This is a genomic window from Streptomyces sp. 7R007 (assembly GCF_054850255.1).
In genome coordinates this window covers 349,680-364,824 of sequence record NZ_JBTWMV010000002.1, presented here as the reverse complement: position 1 = coordinate 364,824, position 15,145 = coordinate 349,680, and the positions used below count along the sequence as shown (strand labels likewise).

13 protein-coding genes are annotated in these 15,145 nt (G+C 72.4%); 8 read left to right on the top strand and 5 right to left on the bottom strand.

What is annotated here, in order from left to right; translation table 11 throughout:
- Positions 1 to 78: 78 nt before the first annotated feature.
- Both ACYF6T_RS04940 and ACYF6T_RS04935 read left to right on the top strand, forming a co-directional pair.
- Positions 79 to 570 carry a TetR/AcrR family transcriptional regulator gene (locus ACYF6T_RS04940; protein WP_461693679.1) on the top strand — a complete coding sequence of 164 codons (492 nt, stop codon included), beginning with the start codon at positions 79 to 81 and terminating at the stop codon, positions 568 to 570.
- Positions 571 to 765: 195 nt separating this feature from the next.
- Positions 766 to 1,452, top strand: a complete 687-nt coding sequence (locus ACYF6T_RS04935; RefSeq protein WP_461693677.1) for an LmeA family phospholipid-binding protein — start codon at positions 766 to 768, stop codon at positions 1,450 to 1,452.
- A 2-nt stretch (positions 1,453 to 1,454) separates the two neighbouring features.
- On the opposite strand, the gene ACYF6T_RS04930 is transcribed toward ACYF6T_RS04935, so the two are convergent.
- Positions 1,455 to 2,090 (bottom strand): TetR/AcrR family transcriptional regulator, encoded by a 636-nt coding sequence (locus tag ACYF6T_RS04930; protein WP_461693675.1) that lies wholly within the window; start codon positions 2,088 to 2,090, stop codon positions 1,455 to 1,457.
- A 135-nt stretch (positions 2,091 to 2,225) separates the two neighbouring features.
- On the opposite strand from ACYF6T_RS04930, the gene ACYF6T_RS04925 reads away from it, so the two are divergent.
- The 6 genes from ACYF6T_RS04925 to ACYF6T_RS04900 all read left to right on the top strand — a co-directional run bounded on the left by ACYF6T_RS04925 (position 2,226) and on the right by ACYF6T_RS04900 (position 9,975).
- Positions 2,226 to 3,371, top strand: coding sequence for a VOC family protein (locus tag ACYF6T_RS04925; protein WP_461693673.1), 1,146 nt, complete (start codon positions 2,226 to 2,228; stop codon positions 3,369 to 3,371).
- A gap of 36 nt (positions 3,372 to 3,407) precedes the next feature.
- Positions 3,408 to 4,346 carry a fumarylacetoacetate hydrolase family protein gene (locus tag ACYF6T_RS04920; RefSeq protein WP_461693672.1) on the top strand — a complete coding sequence of 313 codons (939 nt, stop codon included), beginning with the start codon at positions 3,408 to 3,410 and terminating at the stop codon, positions 4,344 to 4,346.
- 19 nt (positions 4,347 to 4,365) lie between these two features.
- The gene (gene mhpA, locus ACYF6T_RS04915) at positions 4,366 to 5,946 is read left to right on the top strand and encodes a bifunctional 3-(3-hydroxy-phenyl)propionate/3-hydroxycinnamic acid hydroxylase MhpA (protein WP_461693671.1); all 1,581 of its coding nucleotides are present in this window, start codon (positions 4,366 to 4,368) and stop codon (positions 5,944 to 5,946) included.
- Positions 5,943 to 7,910: an acetoacetate--CoA ligase gene (locus tag ACYF6T_RS04910; RefSeq protein WP_461693670.1), complete on the top strand. Its 1,968-nt coding sequence runs from the start codon at positions 5,943 to 5,945 to the stop codon at positions 7,908 to 7,910. The genes mhpA and ACYF6T_RS04910 overlap by 4 nt, the downstream gene beginning before the upstream one ends.
- A gap of 52 nt (positions 7,911 to 7,962) precedes the next feature.
- Positions 7,963 to 8,148, top strand: coding sequence for a DoxX family protein (locus ACYF6T_RS04905; RefSeq protein WP_461693669.1), 186 nt, complete (start codon positions 7,963 to 7,965; stop codon positions 8,146 to 8,148).
- A gap of 438 nt (positions 8,149 to 8,586) precedes the next feature.
- Positions 8,587 to 9,975: an MFS transporter gene (locus ACYF6T_RS04900; RefSeq protein WP_461693668.1), complete on the top strand. Its 1,389-nt coding sequence runs from the start codon at positions 8,587 to 8,589 to the stop codon at positions 9,973 to 9,975.
- 43 nt (positions 9,976 to 10,018) lie between these two features.
- Here the strand turns inward: ACYF6T_RS04900 and ACYF6T_RS04895 are convergent, their stop codons facing one another.
- From ACYF6T_RS04895 to lnt, 4 genes are all read right to left on the bottom strand, one after another.
- Positions 10,019 to 11,938 (bottom strand): helix-turn-helix domain-containing protein, encoded by a 1,920-nt coding sequence (locus ACYF6T_RS04895; protein WP_461693666.1) that lies wholly within the window; start codon positions 11,936 to 11,938, stop codon positions 10,019 to 10,021.
- 76 nt (positions 11,939 to 12,014) lie between these two features.
- On the bottom strand, positions 12,015 to 12,818 hold the full coding sequence (locus tag ACYF6T_RS04890; RefSeq protein ID WP_461693665.1) for a 3-hydroxybutyrate dehydrogenase: 804 nt from the start codon (positions 12,816 to 12,818) through the stop codon (positions 12,015 to 12,017).
- A gap of 54 nt (positions 12,819 to 12,872) precedes the next feature.
- Positions 12,873 to 13,352 carry an NUDIX hydrolase gene (locus tag ACYF6T_RS04885; RefSeq protein ID WP_461693664.1) on the bottom strand — a complete coding sequence of 160 codons (480 nt, stop codon included), beginning with the start codon at positions 13,350 to 13,352 and terminating at the stop codon, positions 12,873 to 12,875.
- A 56-nt stretch (positions 13,353 to 13,408) separates the two neighbouring features.
- Entirely contained in the window at positions 13,409 to 15,019 is a 1,611-nt protein-coding gene (gene lnt, locus ACYF6T_RS04880) for an apolipoprotein N-acyltransferase (RefSeq protein ID WP_461693663.1), read from the bottom strand.
- Positions 15,020 to 15,145: the final 126 nt, after the last annotated feature.

The window sequence follows — 15,145 nt, the reverse complement described above, 5'->3', positions numbered from 1 at the left end:
CACTGATGTGCAGGCTAGTTTATTGCTCGTCGATGTGCAACTATCGAGTCGCCCTCCCCCGTCGACCGGAGGTTCGACGTGATCCACGCACACGTGACAGCCGCCGCCGAACGCAGCCGCACCCTGCTCACGCGCACCCGCACCCTGGAGGCGGCCCGGCAGGAACGCGACCGTGACCCCGACGCGAGCCTCGGTGACATCGCCGAGGCGGCAGGGGTGGTGCGCCGTACGGTCTACGGCCACTTCAACAGCCGGGCCGCACTGGTGGAGGGGCTGGTGGAGGAGGCCACGTGGGCCTTGCGGCAGGCGCTCGCGGTCCCGCGCGCACCGGTGGCGGTTGCCGTCACGGAGCCGGCGCGCTTCGTCCTCGCCCTGCGGCCTGTCGGAGACCGCTACCGCATCCTGCTCCGCCTCGCTCCCCAGGACCTCGGGGCCGATCGGCTGGCAGAAGTCCTGGCTCCCGCGCGGGACATGGCGGAGGCGATCATCGGCCGGGGGCAACGGCAGGGCGCCTTCCAGACCGGCGTCCCCCGCTCGTCCTGCCCCGGGCCCTGGAGGGGTGTCTGCTAGGGCTTCTGGACTGCGTGAACAGTGGGGTCTGGGGCGACGACGGCACCGGCACCGCGACCACCGCCCTGATCGCGATGGGCGTGGCCGCAGACAGCGCCGCGGCGTGCCTTCACGGGCTTGTCCGGCACGCGGGCGACGTGGCCCTACGGCGACGGCTCCGTGTACGCGAGCCCCCCGACCCGGACCAGGCGGCGCATGATCATCGCCGCTGTGTCCCTGGTGGCCGTGCTGGCCGGCGCAGTCGCGGTCGACCGGATCGCCGCTGTTCGCGTGGAGAGCCGTACGGCCAAGGCGTTCCAGGACGGCGTGGGAACCGCCGAGCGGCAGTCGGTGCACGTCAGGGGCTTTCCCGTACTGAACCAACTGGCTGCGGGCAGCCTGGACCATGTCGACCTGACCGCCCACGAGATTCCGGCCCACGGCAGCACCCGACCCCTCCCGGTGACGAAGCTGACGGTCGGGATGGACGGGCTGAAGACGTCGGGGAGCGCCGACGAGGCTCACGCGGACGGCGTCACAGCGACCGCGTTCCTGTCGTACGCGGACGTGTCGAGCGCGCTGGGCGTGCGGGTGTCACAGGGGGACGGGTCCGGCCGGGACGACGCGACCGCGAGTCTGCCGCTCGTCGGCGACGTGACCGTGAGCGCGGCCGTCCCGGCGGCCGGCGGCAACCGCATCGCCTTCGGGGACGTACGCGCGGAGCAGGGTGAACTGCTCCCTCCGCTGAAATCACTGCTCGACCAGGCCCTGGGCGAGCCCGTTCCGCTGCGGAACGTGCCCGATCGGCTCCGTCTGCGGTCGGTCACCACCAGCGAGGACGGAATCGGCGCCCGCTTCACAGGCCGCTCGGTCACGTTCCGCCCGGACTCGTCGTCCGCGTGAGGTCAGCTGGCGTCAGGCAAGGGGCGTCGGGCGATCTCGTGGGCGTCGTCCGCGGGCAGGCCCAGCATCCGCAGGACCATCTCGGCGAGGTTGATGGCGGCCTCGTCGCCGTCCACCTCGGGGCGGGCGAACCGCAGCTCCACCAGGGACAGCAGGGTTCCGCCCAGCGCGGACAGGGCGACCACGGGGTCGACGGGGGTGAAGCGGCCGGAGGCGATCCCGACCTGGAGATCACGCAGCGCCCGTCGGGCCAGTCCGTTCTCGGAGTGGATGTGCGCAAGGCCGCGGCGGCGCAGGACCTGCATCAGCTCCGGGTGGGAGTCGGCCATGCGGGCGCTGAGCCGGAAGCCGGCCGCGAGCAACTCCGCCGGGTCGTCGATCCCCGTCAGACGCTCGTCGAATTCCTGGCCGTACTCCTCCATGGCGTCCACCACGGCCGCTTCGAACAGCTCCGTCTTGGACTCGAAGTGGTTGTAGAAGGAGCCGAAGCCCACGTCCGCGCGTTCGGCGATCGCCTGGATGCTCGCGCTGGTGTCCCCGGTCTCGGCCAGAATCTGCCGGGCCGCACGGATGAGTGCCTTCCGGGTCTCGGCGCGACGTCGCTCGAACCGGTTGCTGGGCGGGGCTGACGTAGACATGCGCAGAAGTCTAACGGTCACCGCACACAGATCGCAGTCCTGATGAATTCATCATTTCCTGCGGCGAACACCTTGACGACAGAACTGTCACACTTGATGATTTCCTCATTACGGCGATGTTGCTCGGAGGGCACCATGTCTGAAACCCGCGTCGACGGGGTCGGCGTCATCACGGCCCACCAGGACCTCCACAGCGCGCAGGGCGCCCTGCGCGGCGAACACCCCGGCCGCTCCCGGAACCCCGTGATCAAGGTGGCCGACCTGGCCTGGCTGGAGTTCGAAAAGCCCGACCTGGACCGGGCCGAGGTCTTCGCCCGCGACTTCGGGTTCGCCGTCGCCGCCCGCACCGAGCGGGAGCTGTGGCTGCGCGGCACCTTCGCCGGTACGCCCTGCATGGTGATCCGGCGCGGGCGGACCTCGCGCTTCATCGGCCCGGCGTTCCGCGCAGCGGAGCGGGCCGACCTGGACCGGCTGGCCCGGGCGACCGGCAGGGACGTGCGCGAGGCCGACGTTCCGGGTGGTGGCACGGTGGTCGACCTGCTCGACCCCTCGGGCTTCCCGGTGCGGGTGGTGCACTGCGGCGAGCAACTCCCCGCGCTGCCGGAACAGCAGCCGCTGCTGCTCAACTTCGGCACACGTCACCGTCGTACGAACGCCACGCAGCGCCCGCCGCGCGAGCCGTCCCGCATCCAGCGCCTGGGCCACGTGGTGCTGGAGACCCGCGTGTTCGCCCGCGCCCTGGACTGGTACCTGGACACGCTCGGCATGATCGTGTCCGACTTCCTGTTCCTCGACGGGCAGCGCGACCGGGGTCCGACGATGGCGTTCATCCGCTGCGACCTGGGCAGCGTGCCGGCCGATCACCACACCCTCGCGATGCACCTGGGGCCGGGCACGGGGTACGTCCACTCCGCCTACCAGGTCACCGACCTCGACTCCATCGCCGCCGGTGGCGAGTACCTCAAGGAGCGGGGATACCAGCGCAGTTGGGGCATCGGCCGGCACATCCAGGGCAGCCAGCTGTTCGACTACTGGCGCGACCCCGACCGCTTCATGCTGGAGCACTTCGCCGACGGCGACCTGTTCTCCTGCGACGTCGAGCCCGGCTGGGCGCCCATGTCGACCAGCGGCCTCGCCCAGTGGGGCCCGCCCGCCACCCGCGACTTCCTCGGCGCCAGCCCCTCCCCGCAGCGACTGCGCGACGTCATCGAGGCCCTGCGCGGCGACAACGAAATGGACCCGGCACGACTCCTCGGCCTGCTCAAGGCCGTCAACTCCTGAACCCCCGCACCTGAATCCCCTCACGAAGGCACTGACATGAGCACGAATGTCCTGCGCACCGCCGACGGCTGGTGGGTCGTTCGAGGCGAACGCGCCGTCCCCGTCGCCACCAAGGCCGCCACCACCGCCGAACTGATCGCCGACCGGGACGCCGTCCGGGAGGCCGCCGCCTCCGGCGAGCCGGGCACGCCCGTGGCCGACCTGGTCGCGCTCTCGCCGGTCACCACGCCCTGCCGGGTGGTCGCTCAGATGGTCAACTACCGCAGCCACGCCCGCGATTCGGGCTTCACCGGCGACATCCCGCCCGCCTTCTTCCGCAAGGCGTCCGGCTCGGTCAGCGGCCCCGGCGAGGCCGTCGTGCGCCCGGCGCACGTGAAGTTCCTCGACTACGAGATCGAGTTGGGCCTCGTCATGGGCGCGTCCCTGCCCGTCGGCACCCTCGTCGAGGAGCGGGACCTGCCCTCCTACGTCGCCGGACTGGTGATCACCAACGACGTCAGCGCCCGTGAGATACAGCTGACCAAGACGCAGTTCTACGAGAGCAAGTCGTACCCCACCTTCACCCCGACCGGGCCGTACCTGTCGTTGCTGGAGCCGGAGGACTTCCCCCATCTCCTGGACCTGCGGCTGAAGCTGAGCGTCAACGGCGAGCTGCGTCAGGACCGCACCCTCGCCGACATGATCGTCCGCCCGGCCCAGGCGCTCACTCTGCTGGCCCGCTTCCAGACCCTCGACCCCGGCGACCTGCTGCTCACCGGGACCCCCGGCGGCACGGCCCTGAAGGCCCCGCCGAAGCCGGTGGAGAAGATCGGCGCGCTGCTGCCGCCCGCGGTGAAGTGGAAGGCGTTCTTCAAGAGCCAGGCGAAGAACCCGCACTACCTGAACCCGGGAGACGTGATCACGGCGACGATCTCGACCCCCGACGGCCGCATCGACCTCGGCGAGCAACGCACGCCCGTCACGGCCGCGCACTGACACCCGGGGTGAGCCGCACATGACCGTCGATGAAGCCGTACGGGTGCCCGTCGTGATCGTCGGCGCCGGACCGGTGGGCGTGACCGCCGCCCTCCTCCTGGCCCGGCGCGGAATCCGCAGTGTCGTCCTCGAACGCCACCGGGATGTCTACCCCCTGCCACGCGCCGTCGCCACCGACGACGAGGTGCGCCGCATCCTCCAAGCCGCGGGCGTGGAGGAGGAGTTCACCGCCATCTCCCGCCCGGCCAACGGGCTGCGGCTGCTGGATTCCCGGCACCGGGTGATGGCCGAGTTCCGCCGCACCGGACACGGCCTGCACGGCTACCCGCAGACCAGCATGTTCGACCAGCCCGAGCTGGAACGCGTGCTGCGCGACGCCCTGGCCCGGCGCCCGGAGTGCGAACTGCGCGGCGGCGTGGAGGTCACCGGCATCGGCCCGGACACCACCGGCCCCGTACGCGTCACCTACCGCGACGACGATCGCGAGCACGAGCTGTGGGCCGACGCGGTCCTCGGCTGCGACGGCGCGGGCAGCCTCACCCGCGAAGCCATCGGCGGCCTCTGGGAGGACCTGCACTTCGAGGAACGCTGGAGCGTCATCGACGTCCGCACGACGGCCGACGTCCGCTGCTGGGAGGGCGTCGACCAGGTCTGCGATCCGCACCGGCCGGGGACCTTCATGCGGGTGGGCGAGGACCGCTACCGCTGGGAGTTCCGGCTCCGGGACGGGCGGGAGCCGGTCCGCGAGCTGATCGCCCCGTGGCTTCCCCCCTCGTACGACGGGGACTTCGAGATCGTCCGCCAGACGCAGTACACCTTCCGGGCCCGCGTCGCAGACCGATGGCGCAGCGGACGGGTCTTCCTCCTCGGCGACGCCGCCCACCTCACCCCGCCGTTCATCGGACAGGGCCTGTGCGCGGGCCTGCGCGACGCCTACAACCTCACCTGGAAACTCGCCCGCGTCCTCCGACAAGGCGGCGACGAACGGCTGTTGAACACCTATGAGAGCGAACGCAAGCCACACGCCCGGCATGTCATCCGCCTCGCGGTCGCGATGGGCTGGGCCATGACCGGCGGCCAGGACGGCGCCGCCGCGCTCCGCCGCCGGCTCCTGGCCGCGGCCTGCCGCATACCCGGCCTGACCGAACTGGCCGGCCGCGATCTCAGCCCGTCCCTCACCGCCGGACCGCTGGTACGGCGCGGAGTCCGCCGGGGGCTGGTGGGCACGCACTGCCCGCAGCCGTGGGTGAGCGTCGGCGGACGGCGTATCCGCCTCGACGAGTTGCTCGGCGACTCCTTCGCCGTCCTGACCGCCGGCGACCCCGGCCCCTCCCTGACCGCGCTCGCCCACGGCCTCGGCGTACACGCGATGTCCGTGACCGGTCTCGCCGACGACGGCACCCTGGCCGCCTGGCTGCGTGCCGGACACGCGGAAGCGGTCCTGCTGCGGCCCGATCGCGTGGTGATGGATGTCGTCCCGTCGGGCGGCCGTGACTTCACGTCGACCGCCGCCTGGGCCTCCCTGCTGCACACCACCCGAAGCCCTGTTCCCGCCGCACGGACGGCCTCCCGAAGCCTGTTGAGGAGTACGACGCGATGAGCACGCCCTTCTTCACCCCCGATCCGCAGACGGCGACCGCCAGTCGCATCGCGGACTTCGCCCGGCTCCAGGGCATCGACCCGGACGACTACGCCGCCCTGCACCAGTGGTCGGTCACCGACCTGGAGGGCTTCTGGGCGGCGGTGTGGGAGTACTTCGACATCGACGCAGACACCCCCTACGAGCAGGTCCTGGCGGAGGAGCGGATGCCGGGTGCCCGCTGGTTTCCCGGCGCCACCCTCAACTACGCCCACCACGCCCTTCGTAACCTCGCCGACGACGACGTGGCGATCATCGCCCTCGACGAGACAGGCGCCGGGTACGAGGTGACCGGCGGGCGGCTGCGCGCCGAGGTCGCCTCCGTCGCCGCGACCTTGCGCGACCTGGGCGTCGGCCAGGGCGACCGGGTCGTCGGCTATCTGCCCAACACCCCGCACGCCATCGTCGCGTTCCTGGCCACCGCGAGCCTGGGCGCCGTGTGGTCGGTGTGCGGACAGGACTACGCGCCCAAAGCCGCCGCCGACCGCTTCGTCCAGCTCGAACCCACCGTCCTGATCGCCGCCGACGGCTACCTCTTCAACGCCACCACCCACGACCGCCGCGACGCCACCCTCGAACTCGCCCACGCCCTGCCGACGTTGAAGGCGACGATGCTGGTGGACCACGTGGGCCTGCCCTGGCCCTCGCAGCCCTACCCCTGCCTGGTCCTCCCCTGGGAGGACGCCTCCACCCGCACCGAGTCACTCACCTGCGTGCCGGTCCCCTTCGACCACCCGCTGTGGGTCGTGTTCTCCTCCGGCACCACCGGCCTGCCCAAGGGCATCGTCCACGGCCACGGCGGCGTCCTGCTGGAACACCTCAAAACCCTGAGCCTGCACTCCGACCTCGGCCCCGGCGACCGCCTCCTGTGGTACACCACCACCCACTGGATGATGTGGAACCTGCTCGCCTCCACCTTGCTGACCGGCGCTACGACCTGCACCTACGACGGCAGCCCGGCACCCCTCGCCGAACCCGACCTCCTGTGGAAGCTGGCCGCCCGCCACCAGGTGACCGTCTTCGGCACCAGCCCCCAATACCTGCTGGGCATGGCCAAGTTCGGCATCGACCCTTCCGTCCACGACCTGTCCTCGATCCGCGTGGTCGGCTGCACCGGCTCCGCCCTGCCGGCCTCCGCCTATCCCTGGGTCCGCGACCACGTCGGCGACCACGTGCTGCTGGCCTCCATCAGCGGCGGCACCGACGTCGTCTCCGGCTTCGCCGGCAGCGCTCCCAACACCCCGGTGTGGGCCGGGGAGTTGTCCGCACCGCACCTGGGCGTGGCGCTGGCCGCGTACGACAGCGAAGGCTTCCCGGTGGTGGACCAGGTCGGCGAACTGGTCGTCACCCGCCCCATGCCGTCGATGCCGCTGTCCTTCTGGAACGACCCCGACGGCACCCGCTACCGCGACGCCTACTTCTCCCCCTACCCCGGCGTGTGGCGACACGGCGACTGGATCACCCTCACCGGCCACGGCTCGGTCATCGTCCACGGCCGCTCCGACTCCACGCTCAACCGCAACGGCGTCCGGCTGGGCAGCGCCGACATCCACGACGTCGTCGAACGCCTCCCCGAGATCGCCGAGGCCCTGGTCATCGGCGCGGAGGAACCCGACGGCGGCTACTGGATGCCGCTGTTCGTGGTGCCGACCGCCGGGGTGACCCTGGACGACACCCTGCGCGAGAAGATCCGCGACGCCGTCCGCACCGGCGCCTCACCCCGCCACGTTCCCGACGAGATCCTCGAAGTGCCGGGCATCCCGCACACCCGCACCGGCAAGAAGCTGGAGGTCCCGATCAAGCGCCTGCTCCAGGGCGCCCCGGTCGAGCAGGTCGTCCATCCGGCCGCGGTGGACGCCCCCGACCTCATCGACTACTACGCCCGCCTGGGCGAGGAGCGCCGCAAGGGCAGGACCACCGCATGACAACAGCGCTCGCCGCGGTGCCGTTCACGCGCCAGGCGGCGGCCATCTGGGCATGCCGGTACGGCTCTATCGCGTCGTCGGCGCGCTGGAAGTGCCCGGGGCCGCCGGACCGCTGGCGGGTCTGACCTGGATGCCGCTGGGCGTGGCCGCCGGGACATGCCTCGCCCTGCTGATGGCCGCGGCGGTGGTCCACCTCCGCCGCGGCGCCCCGCTGCCCCGGGCCGCCCGGCCGCCGTAGCTGGCGGACTGACCTGAGCCTGCGCCAATACCGTTGACCAGCCGGCCCCTGCCGTCCGTTGCGCCCGCGCCCACCGGCTGCAACGGCAAGCAGCCGGCCTGCCTCGATGCGTCTCGGGCGATTCGGGGCTTGCCCTCATGCAGCGCAGCTCTGGGCCCGATCCGCCTCCGATGCCCGAGTTCTACGGAGCGTAGTCAGCACCAAGGCAGCCCGGGAGTCGGCACGCCATCACCAAAGCACCCCCACCTACGCTTCCCGGACGACACTGATTTCCTCCGTCTCCCACCCTCTCAGCCGCCCGTCCACGAGCGGGCATGGTGGTCCGACGCATAGCCGCGCCCCGAACTATGTAGGCCCACCACATGTGCGCCTGACCTGCGTGTTTCTACGGTATGCCGACACGTACCCGTCCCCATCGCACACGAGGAAGTGGCGAACATGGCCTCCGCAGCAGCATCCACTCCCCCGACGCCCGGCAACCTCAAGCGCATCGTCGCCGCCAGCCTCATCGGCACCACCATCGAGTGGTACGACTTCTTCCTCTACGGCTCCGCCGCGGCGCTCGTGTTCAACAAGCTGTTCTTCCCGGACTCCGACCCGCTCGTCGGCACGCTGCTGTCGTTCCTCACCTACGCCGTCGGGTTCGCCGCCCGGCCGCTCGGCGCCCTGGTCTTCGGGCACTACGGCGACCGGATCGGCCGCAAGAAGCTGCTGGTGCTGAGCCTGCTGCTGATGGGCGGGGCCACCTTCGCGATCGGCCTGCTGCCCACGCACGCGACGGTCGGCACGGCCGCCCCCGTGCTGCTGACCACCCTGCGCCTGGTGCAGGGCTTCGCGCTCGGCGGCGAGTGGGGCGGCGCGGTGTTGCTGGTGTCCGAGCACGGCGACGCGCGGCGGCGCGGCTTCTGGGCCTCCTGGCCGCAGACCGGCGCGCCCGCGGGGCAGTTGCTCGCCACCGGTGTGCTGTCGCTGCTGACGGCCGTCCTGTCGGACCACGCCTTCGGCTCCTGGGGCTGGCGGATACCGTTCCTGCTCTCCGGGGTGCTGGTCGCCGTCGGCCTCTGGATCCGTCTGTCCGTCGACGAGTCGCCCGTCTTCAAGGAGGCGCTGGCGCGGGCCGAGGCCCGCAAGGCCGACCGTGCGGCCGAGGCCGAGAAGCTGCCCCTCGTCTCCGTGCTGCGCCACCACTGGCGGGACGTGCTGGTGGCGATGGGCGCGCGCATGGCGGAGAACATCAGCTACTACGTCATCACCGCGTTCATCCTCGTCTACGCCACCACCTCGGCCGGTGTCTCCAAGCAGACCGCCCTCAACGCGGTGCTGATCGCCTCGGCCGTGCACTTCGCGGTCATCCCGGCCTGGGGCGCGCTGTCGGACCGGATCGGCCGGCGTCCCGTCTACCTGCTGGGCGCGGCCGGTGTCGGTCTGTGGATGTTCCCGTTCTTCGCGCTCATCGACACCGGCGGCTTCGGCAACCTGATCCTCGCCGTGACCGTGGGCCTGGTGCTGCACGGGGCGATGTACGCGCCGCAGGCGGCCTTCTTCTCGGAGATGTTCGCAACCCGGATGCGCTACTCCGGCGCCTCCATCGGCGCCCAGTTCGCCTCGGTCGCCGCGGGCGCCCCCGCCCCGCTGATCGCCACGGCGCTGCTGTCCGACTACGACAGCTCCACCCCGATCGCCCTGTACGTCATCGGCGCGGCCGTCCTGACGCTGATCGCCGTGGGCGCAGCCCGCGAGACGCGCCACCGCGACCTGGCGGACGTCGAGCCGTCGGCCGAGGGCGCGCCGGCGGCGGCGCGGGCGGCGGACGCCCGCACCGTGTGAGCCGACGGTGACCGGCCCCCGTGCGCCCCGGCGCGCGGGGGCCTCAGTGCCGGCCGGACAACCGGTGCAGCCGCAGGGCGAGTTGGATCTCCAGCGTGCGCGCCGGGTCCTGCCAGTCGTCGCCCAGGAGGCGGGCGACGCGCTCCAGGCGCTGGGCGACCGTGTTGACGTGGACGTGCAGCTGGTCCTTGGTGCGGGCGGGGCTCATCCCGCAGGCGAAGTAGGCGTCGAGGGTGTGCACCAGATCAGTGCCGCGGCGCCGGTCGTAGGCGACGACCGGGCCGATGGTGCGCTCGACGAAGCCGGCGATGTCCCGCTCGCCGGCGAGCAGCAGCCCGAGGAAGCCGAAGTCCTCGGCCGCGGCCCCGTCGCCGGAGCGGCCGAGCAGCCGCAGGGCGTCCAGGCAGCGCCGGGCCTCCTCATAGGCGGCGGCGACGCTGTCGGGGCGGTTGGCCAGGTCCGCGACGGGTGCGGAGGCGCCGACGGTGACCGCCTCGTGGACGGCCGTGCCCAGGTCGCGGGCGGTGCGGCGGGCGAGGTCGGTGGCGGTGTCGGAGGGGGCCAGCGGCAGCAGCAGGACCGTGCCGCCGTCGCGGGCGGCGGCCAGGCCGTGCCGGGTGGCGGCGAGGTGGGAGGCGGCGGACCACAGGCGCCGGCGGGCGTCCGCCTCCTGGTCGGCGTCGGCGGCGGGGCCGTCGAGGCGGGCGGCCAGGACGGTGTGGGTGGCGTCGAGGTCGGCGTGCAGCCGGAAGGCGCGGTCGCGCAGCAGGCGCGGGTCGCGGTCGCGGGCGTCGAGGAGGTCGTCCAGCAGCTCGCCGCGGACGCGCTGTTCGGCCTCGGCGGCCGTGCGCCGGGCCAGCAGCAGCAGGGAGGTGACCATCGCGGCGCGCTCCAGGGTGAGCTGGTCGACGGGGTCGAGGCCGGGGTGGCCGCGCAGGATGAGCGCGCCGAGCAGCTCGCCGCCGGCCGTCACGGCGGCGATCCAGTCGTTCTGGTGGCGGACGGCGTGTCCCTCCGCGCGGGAGGCTTCCAGGGCGTCGGCCGGGGTGGCGTCGGCCTCGGTGAACTCGACGGTGCCGTCGAGGACCTGGGAGACGGCGGCGGCCACGTCGTGCACCCCGCCGCCGCGCAGGACGAGCTCGGCGAGCCGGTCGTGGACGTCGGAGGCGCGCTCGATGACGGCGCTGCGGTCCCGGATGATCTCGTTGGCCCGCTCCAGGTCGGCGAGGGCCGAGCGGGTCTCGGTGAGGAGGTTGGCGGTGTCGATGGCGGCCGCGGCCAGCGCCGCGAACGAGCCGAGCAGCGCGATCTGCTCCCGCTCGAAGACCCGGGCCCGCCGGTCGGCGGCGAACAGGACGCCGATGACGTGGTGGCCCAGCATCAGCGGCACGCCGAGGATGGCGACCAGCCCCTCGTCCCGCACGGCGGTGTCGATGGTGAGGGTGTGCTGGAAGCGGTCGTCCTTGAAGTAGTCGTCGGTGACGTAGGGACGGGCCGTCTGGGCCACCAGTCCGCCGAGCCCCTCCCCCATCCCGAGCCGCAGCTGCTGGAAGCGGGCCGCGACCGAGCCCTCGGTCACCCGCATGTAGGTGTCGCCGTGCGCCGGGTCGTTCAGGCTGAGGTAGGCGACGTCCGTGCCGAGCAGGGAGCGGGCGCGCTGCACGATCGCCTGCAGCACGGCGTCCACGTCACGCAGGCCCGCGAGGTCGTGGGCGGTCTCGAACAGGGCGGACAGCTCGGCCTCGCGCCGGCGGCGGCCCTCCAGCTCCGCGCGCACCCGCAGCGCGAGCAGCTTGGCCCGTTCGAGCGCGGCGATCCGCTCGGCGGGCTGCCCCTCGGCGCGGGCCAGCAGCACCGGCTGCTCGTACGTCTCGGCCGAGGCGCCCCGGGCCAGCAGCTCCAGGAACGGCGCCTCGGCCTGGGCGGCCGGGCGCTCTGCGGACTGCACGTGATCGCTGGACATGCTCACAGGATTCCTCATCGCGCCACCGGCCGGTCAGCCCTGTGGAAAAGTCCCCGGGCCGCCGGTCCGGGCCGGCTCAGTGCGCGGTCCAGCCACCGTCGAGGACCAGCGACGTGCCGGTGACGAAGGAGGCCTGCGGCCCGCACAGGTAGGCCACGGCCTCGGCGACCTCCTCCGGCTCGACCAGTCGTTTGACGGCGCTGTCCTGCAGCATCACCTCCGTCAGGACGCGTTCCTCGGGGATGCCGTGCGCCCGCGCCTGGTCGGCGAGCTGCTTCTCGACCAGGGGGGTGCGCACATAGCCGGGGTTCACACAGTTCGAGGTGACGCCGTGGGGGGCGCCTTCGAGGGCGGCGGTCTTGGACAGGCCCTCCAGGCCGTGTTTGGCGGCCACATAGGCCGCCTTGTAGGCGGAGGCGCGCAGACCATGGACGGAGGACACATTGACGATGCGGCCCCAGCCCTGCCCGTACATGTGCGGCAGGGCGCCGCGGATGAGCCGGAACGGTGCCTCCAGCATCACGGTGAGCACGGTGTGGAACACCTCGGGCGGGAACTCCTCGATGGGGCGCACCAGTTGGAGTCCGGCGTTGTTGACCAGCACGTCGGTGCCGGCGGCGGCCTGTTCGGCCGCGTCGAGGTCGGTGAGGTCGAGGACCTGGACCTCGATGCCGCCCGTGAGCCCCCGGGCCTGCTCGGCGAGCGCTTCCAGGCCGGCCGCGTCCCGGTCGACCGCTCTGACCTTGGCCCCGGCGGCGGCCAGCCGCAGCGCGCAGGCGCGGCCGATGCCGCCGGCGGCACCGGTGACGAGGGCGGTGCGGCCGCCGAGGTCGAGGGGCGGCGGGGTGTGGGGGGCGTGCGATGCGCTGGGCGGGGTCATGGCTCGACCCTAAGCAGGCCGCCCGTCCCGCCACATGTGGTGACACCCCATACTTCAGCCGGAAGTCGTGGGGTCGAACCATGTGGGTGCGTCCGACATGGCCTGCTTGATCCGCAGCAGGGCGAACTCGTTCAGCTCCGGCAGGGCGTCCACCTCGAACCACCCCACCTCCAGCGACTCGTCGTCGTTGACCCGCGCCTCGCCGCCGACGGCGCGGCACAGCAGGGAGATGTCCATGTACTGGCAGGTGTCACCGTTGTCGTAGGTGACGGGCTTGAGCGCCTGGACGACGATCACCCGCTCGACCACGCAGTGCACCCCGGTCTCCTCGTGGACCTCGCGCACGGCACAGGCCGCCGGCTGCTCCCCCGGCTCCGGGATGCCCCCGATCAGCGACCACTTTCCCGAGTCGGACCGGCGGTTGAGCAGCACTCTGCCCTGGTCGTCGAAGACGACGACGCTGACGCCGGGGAGCCACAGCAGCTGATGTCCGATGGAGGTGCGCAGGTCGCGGATGAAGTCAGGAGTAGCCATGGGCCGACCCTAACCGGCCGCCCGCGCCCCGCCGCCGTGGTTCTCCCGCCGTACGGCTACGCGCCGCCGGCGCGTCGCCCGCGCAGACCGGCCCCGATCGCCCAGCCCAGACCGCCGGCGGCGACCAGCACCAGGGCGATCTCCGGGAGGACGCCGAGCTTGGTGGCCGGCGTCTCGGAGGAGCGCAGCGGCACCTTCTGCACCAGGTGGTCGGCCACGAACATGCCGGTCTTCTGCGTGATCCTCCCATCCGGCATGATGATCGCGCTGACGCCGCTGGTGACCGGCACGGTGACCGTCCGGCTGTGCTCGACGGCGCGCACGCGGGACATGGCGAGCTGCTGGTAGGTCATCTCGCTGCGGTCGAAGGTCGCGTTGTTGCTCGGTACGGAGATCAGCTGCGCGCCGTCGGTGACCTCGGAGCGCACCGCCCAGTCGAAGGCAGCCTCGTAGCAGGTGACGAGCCCGACCTTGGCGTGGCCCATGGTGAACACGCCCGGCTTGGTGCCCCGGCTGAAGTCCTGGCGGACCATCGAGGTCCAGTCGCTGTTGATCGCGCCGATGAGCGAGCGCAGCGGCAGGTACTCGCCGAACGGCTGGATCTGGCGCTTGTCGTAGGTCTGGGTGGGTCCCTTCACCGGGTCCCACAGGATCTGCTCGTTGTAGAGCCTGCCGTCGCGCTCGACGACGCCGCCGACCGAGATGGGCACCCCGACCGCCTTGGCGGCGCCGTCGATGACGGCCCGCGCGTCGGCGTTGGCGAAGGGGTCGACGTCGGAGGAGTTCTCCGGCCAGAGCACGAAGTCGGGCTTGGGGGTCCTGCCCGCCTTGATCTCGGCGGCCAGGCGTTCCGTCTCGCGCGCGTGGTAGTCGAGCACGGCCCGCCGCTGGGCGTTGAACTCCAGCCCGGAGCGGGGCACGTTGCCCTGGATGACCGCGACGGTGGCATAGCCGTCCTCGGCCTTGTCGCTGACGAGCGTGCGGGCGGCCACCGCGCCGACGACCGGCACGGCGACGCTGAGCAGCGCCGCTGCCGCCGCCGACCGCCGCACGGCCCGGGTGCGGCGTCCCTCGACGACCAGGCGCACGGCCTCGTACAGGCCGAAGCCGCACAGGACGACCCCGAAGCCGAGCACCGGTGTGCCGCCCACCGCGGCGAGCGGCAGGAAGACACCGTCGGCCTGGCCGAACGCGATCTTGCCCCAGGGGAAGCCGCCGAACGGCACACGCGCGCGTGCCGCCTCTCCCGCGATCCACACCGCCGCCGCCCACACCGGCCACGCCGGCAGTCTGGACACCGCGGCGACCCCCGCGCCGACCAGGGCGATGAAGACCGCCTCGATCGACGCCAGCGCCAGCCACGGCACCGAGCCCACCTCGACGCCGGTCCACACCAGCAGCGGGAGCAGGAAGCCGAGGCCGAAGAGGTAGCCCAGGCCCAGGGCCGCCTTCCAGCCGCGTCCCCGCAGCACCCAGCCGAAGCCGGCGAAGGCGGGCAGGGCCAGCCACCACAGGGTGCGCGGCGGGAAACTGACGTAGAGCAGCACTCCGCTGAGCGCGGCGACGAGGGCCGGGACGAGGCGGACGAGCCGCGCGGCGCGCGAGGCCGGCGCGCCCGGCGGACGCAGTTCGTCCGACTGGTCCACGGATGTTGCGGTGACGGTCACTCCGGGAGTGTACGGCGGGTGACCTTGGCGCGGACAGCGCGGTCCGCGGGGCGGCACGGGCCACAGCCGCCGCACCGTTCCTGCGCATCTCGGTCCAACTCATCCACAAAACGTCCCTCAGCCGTT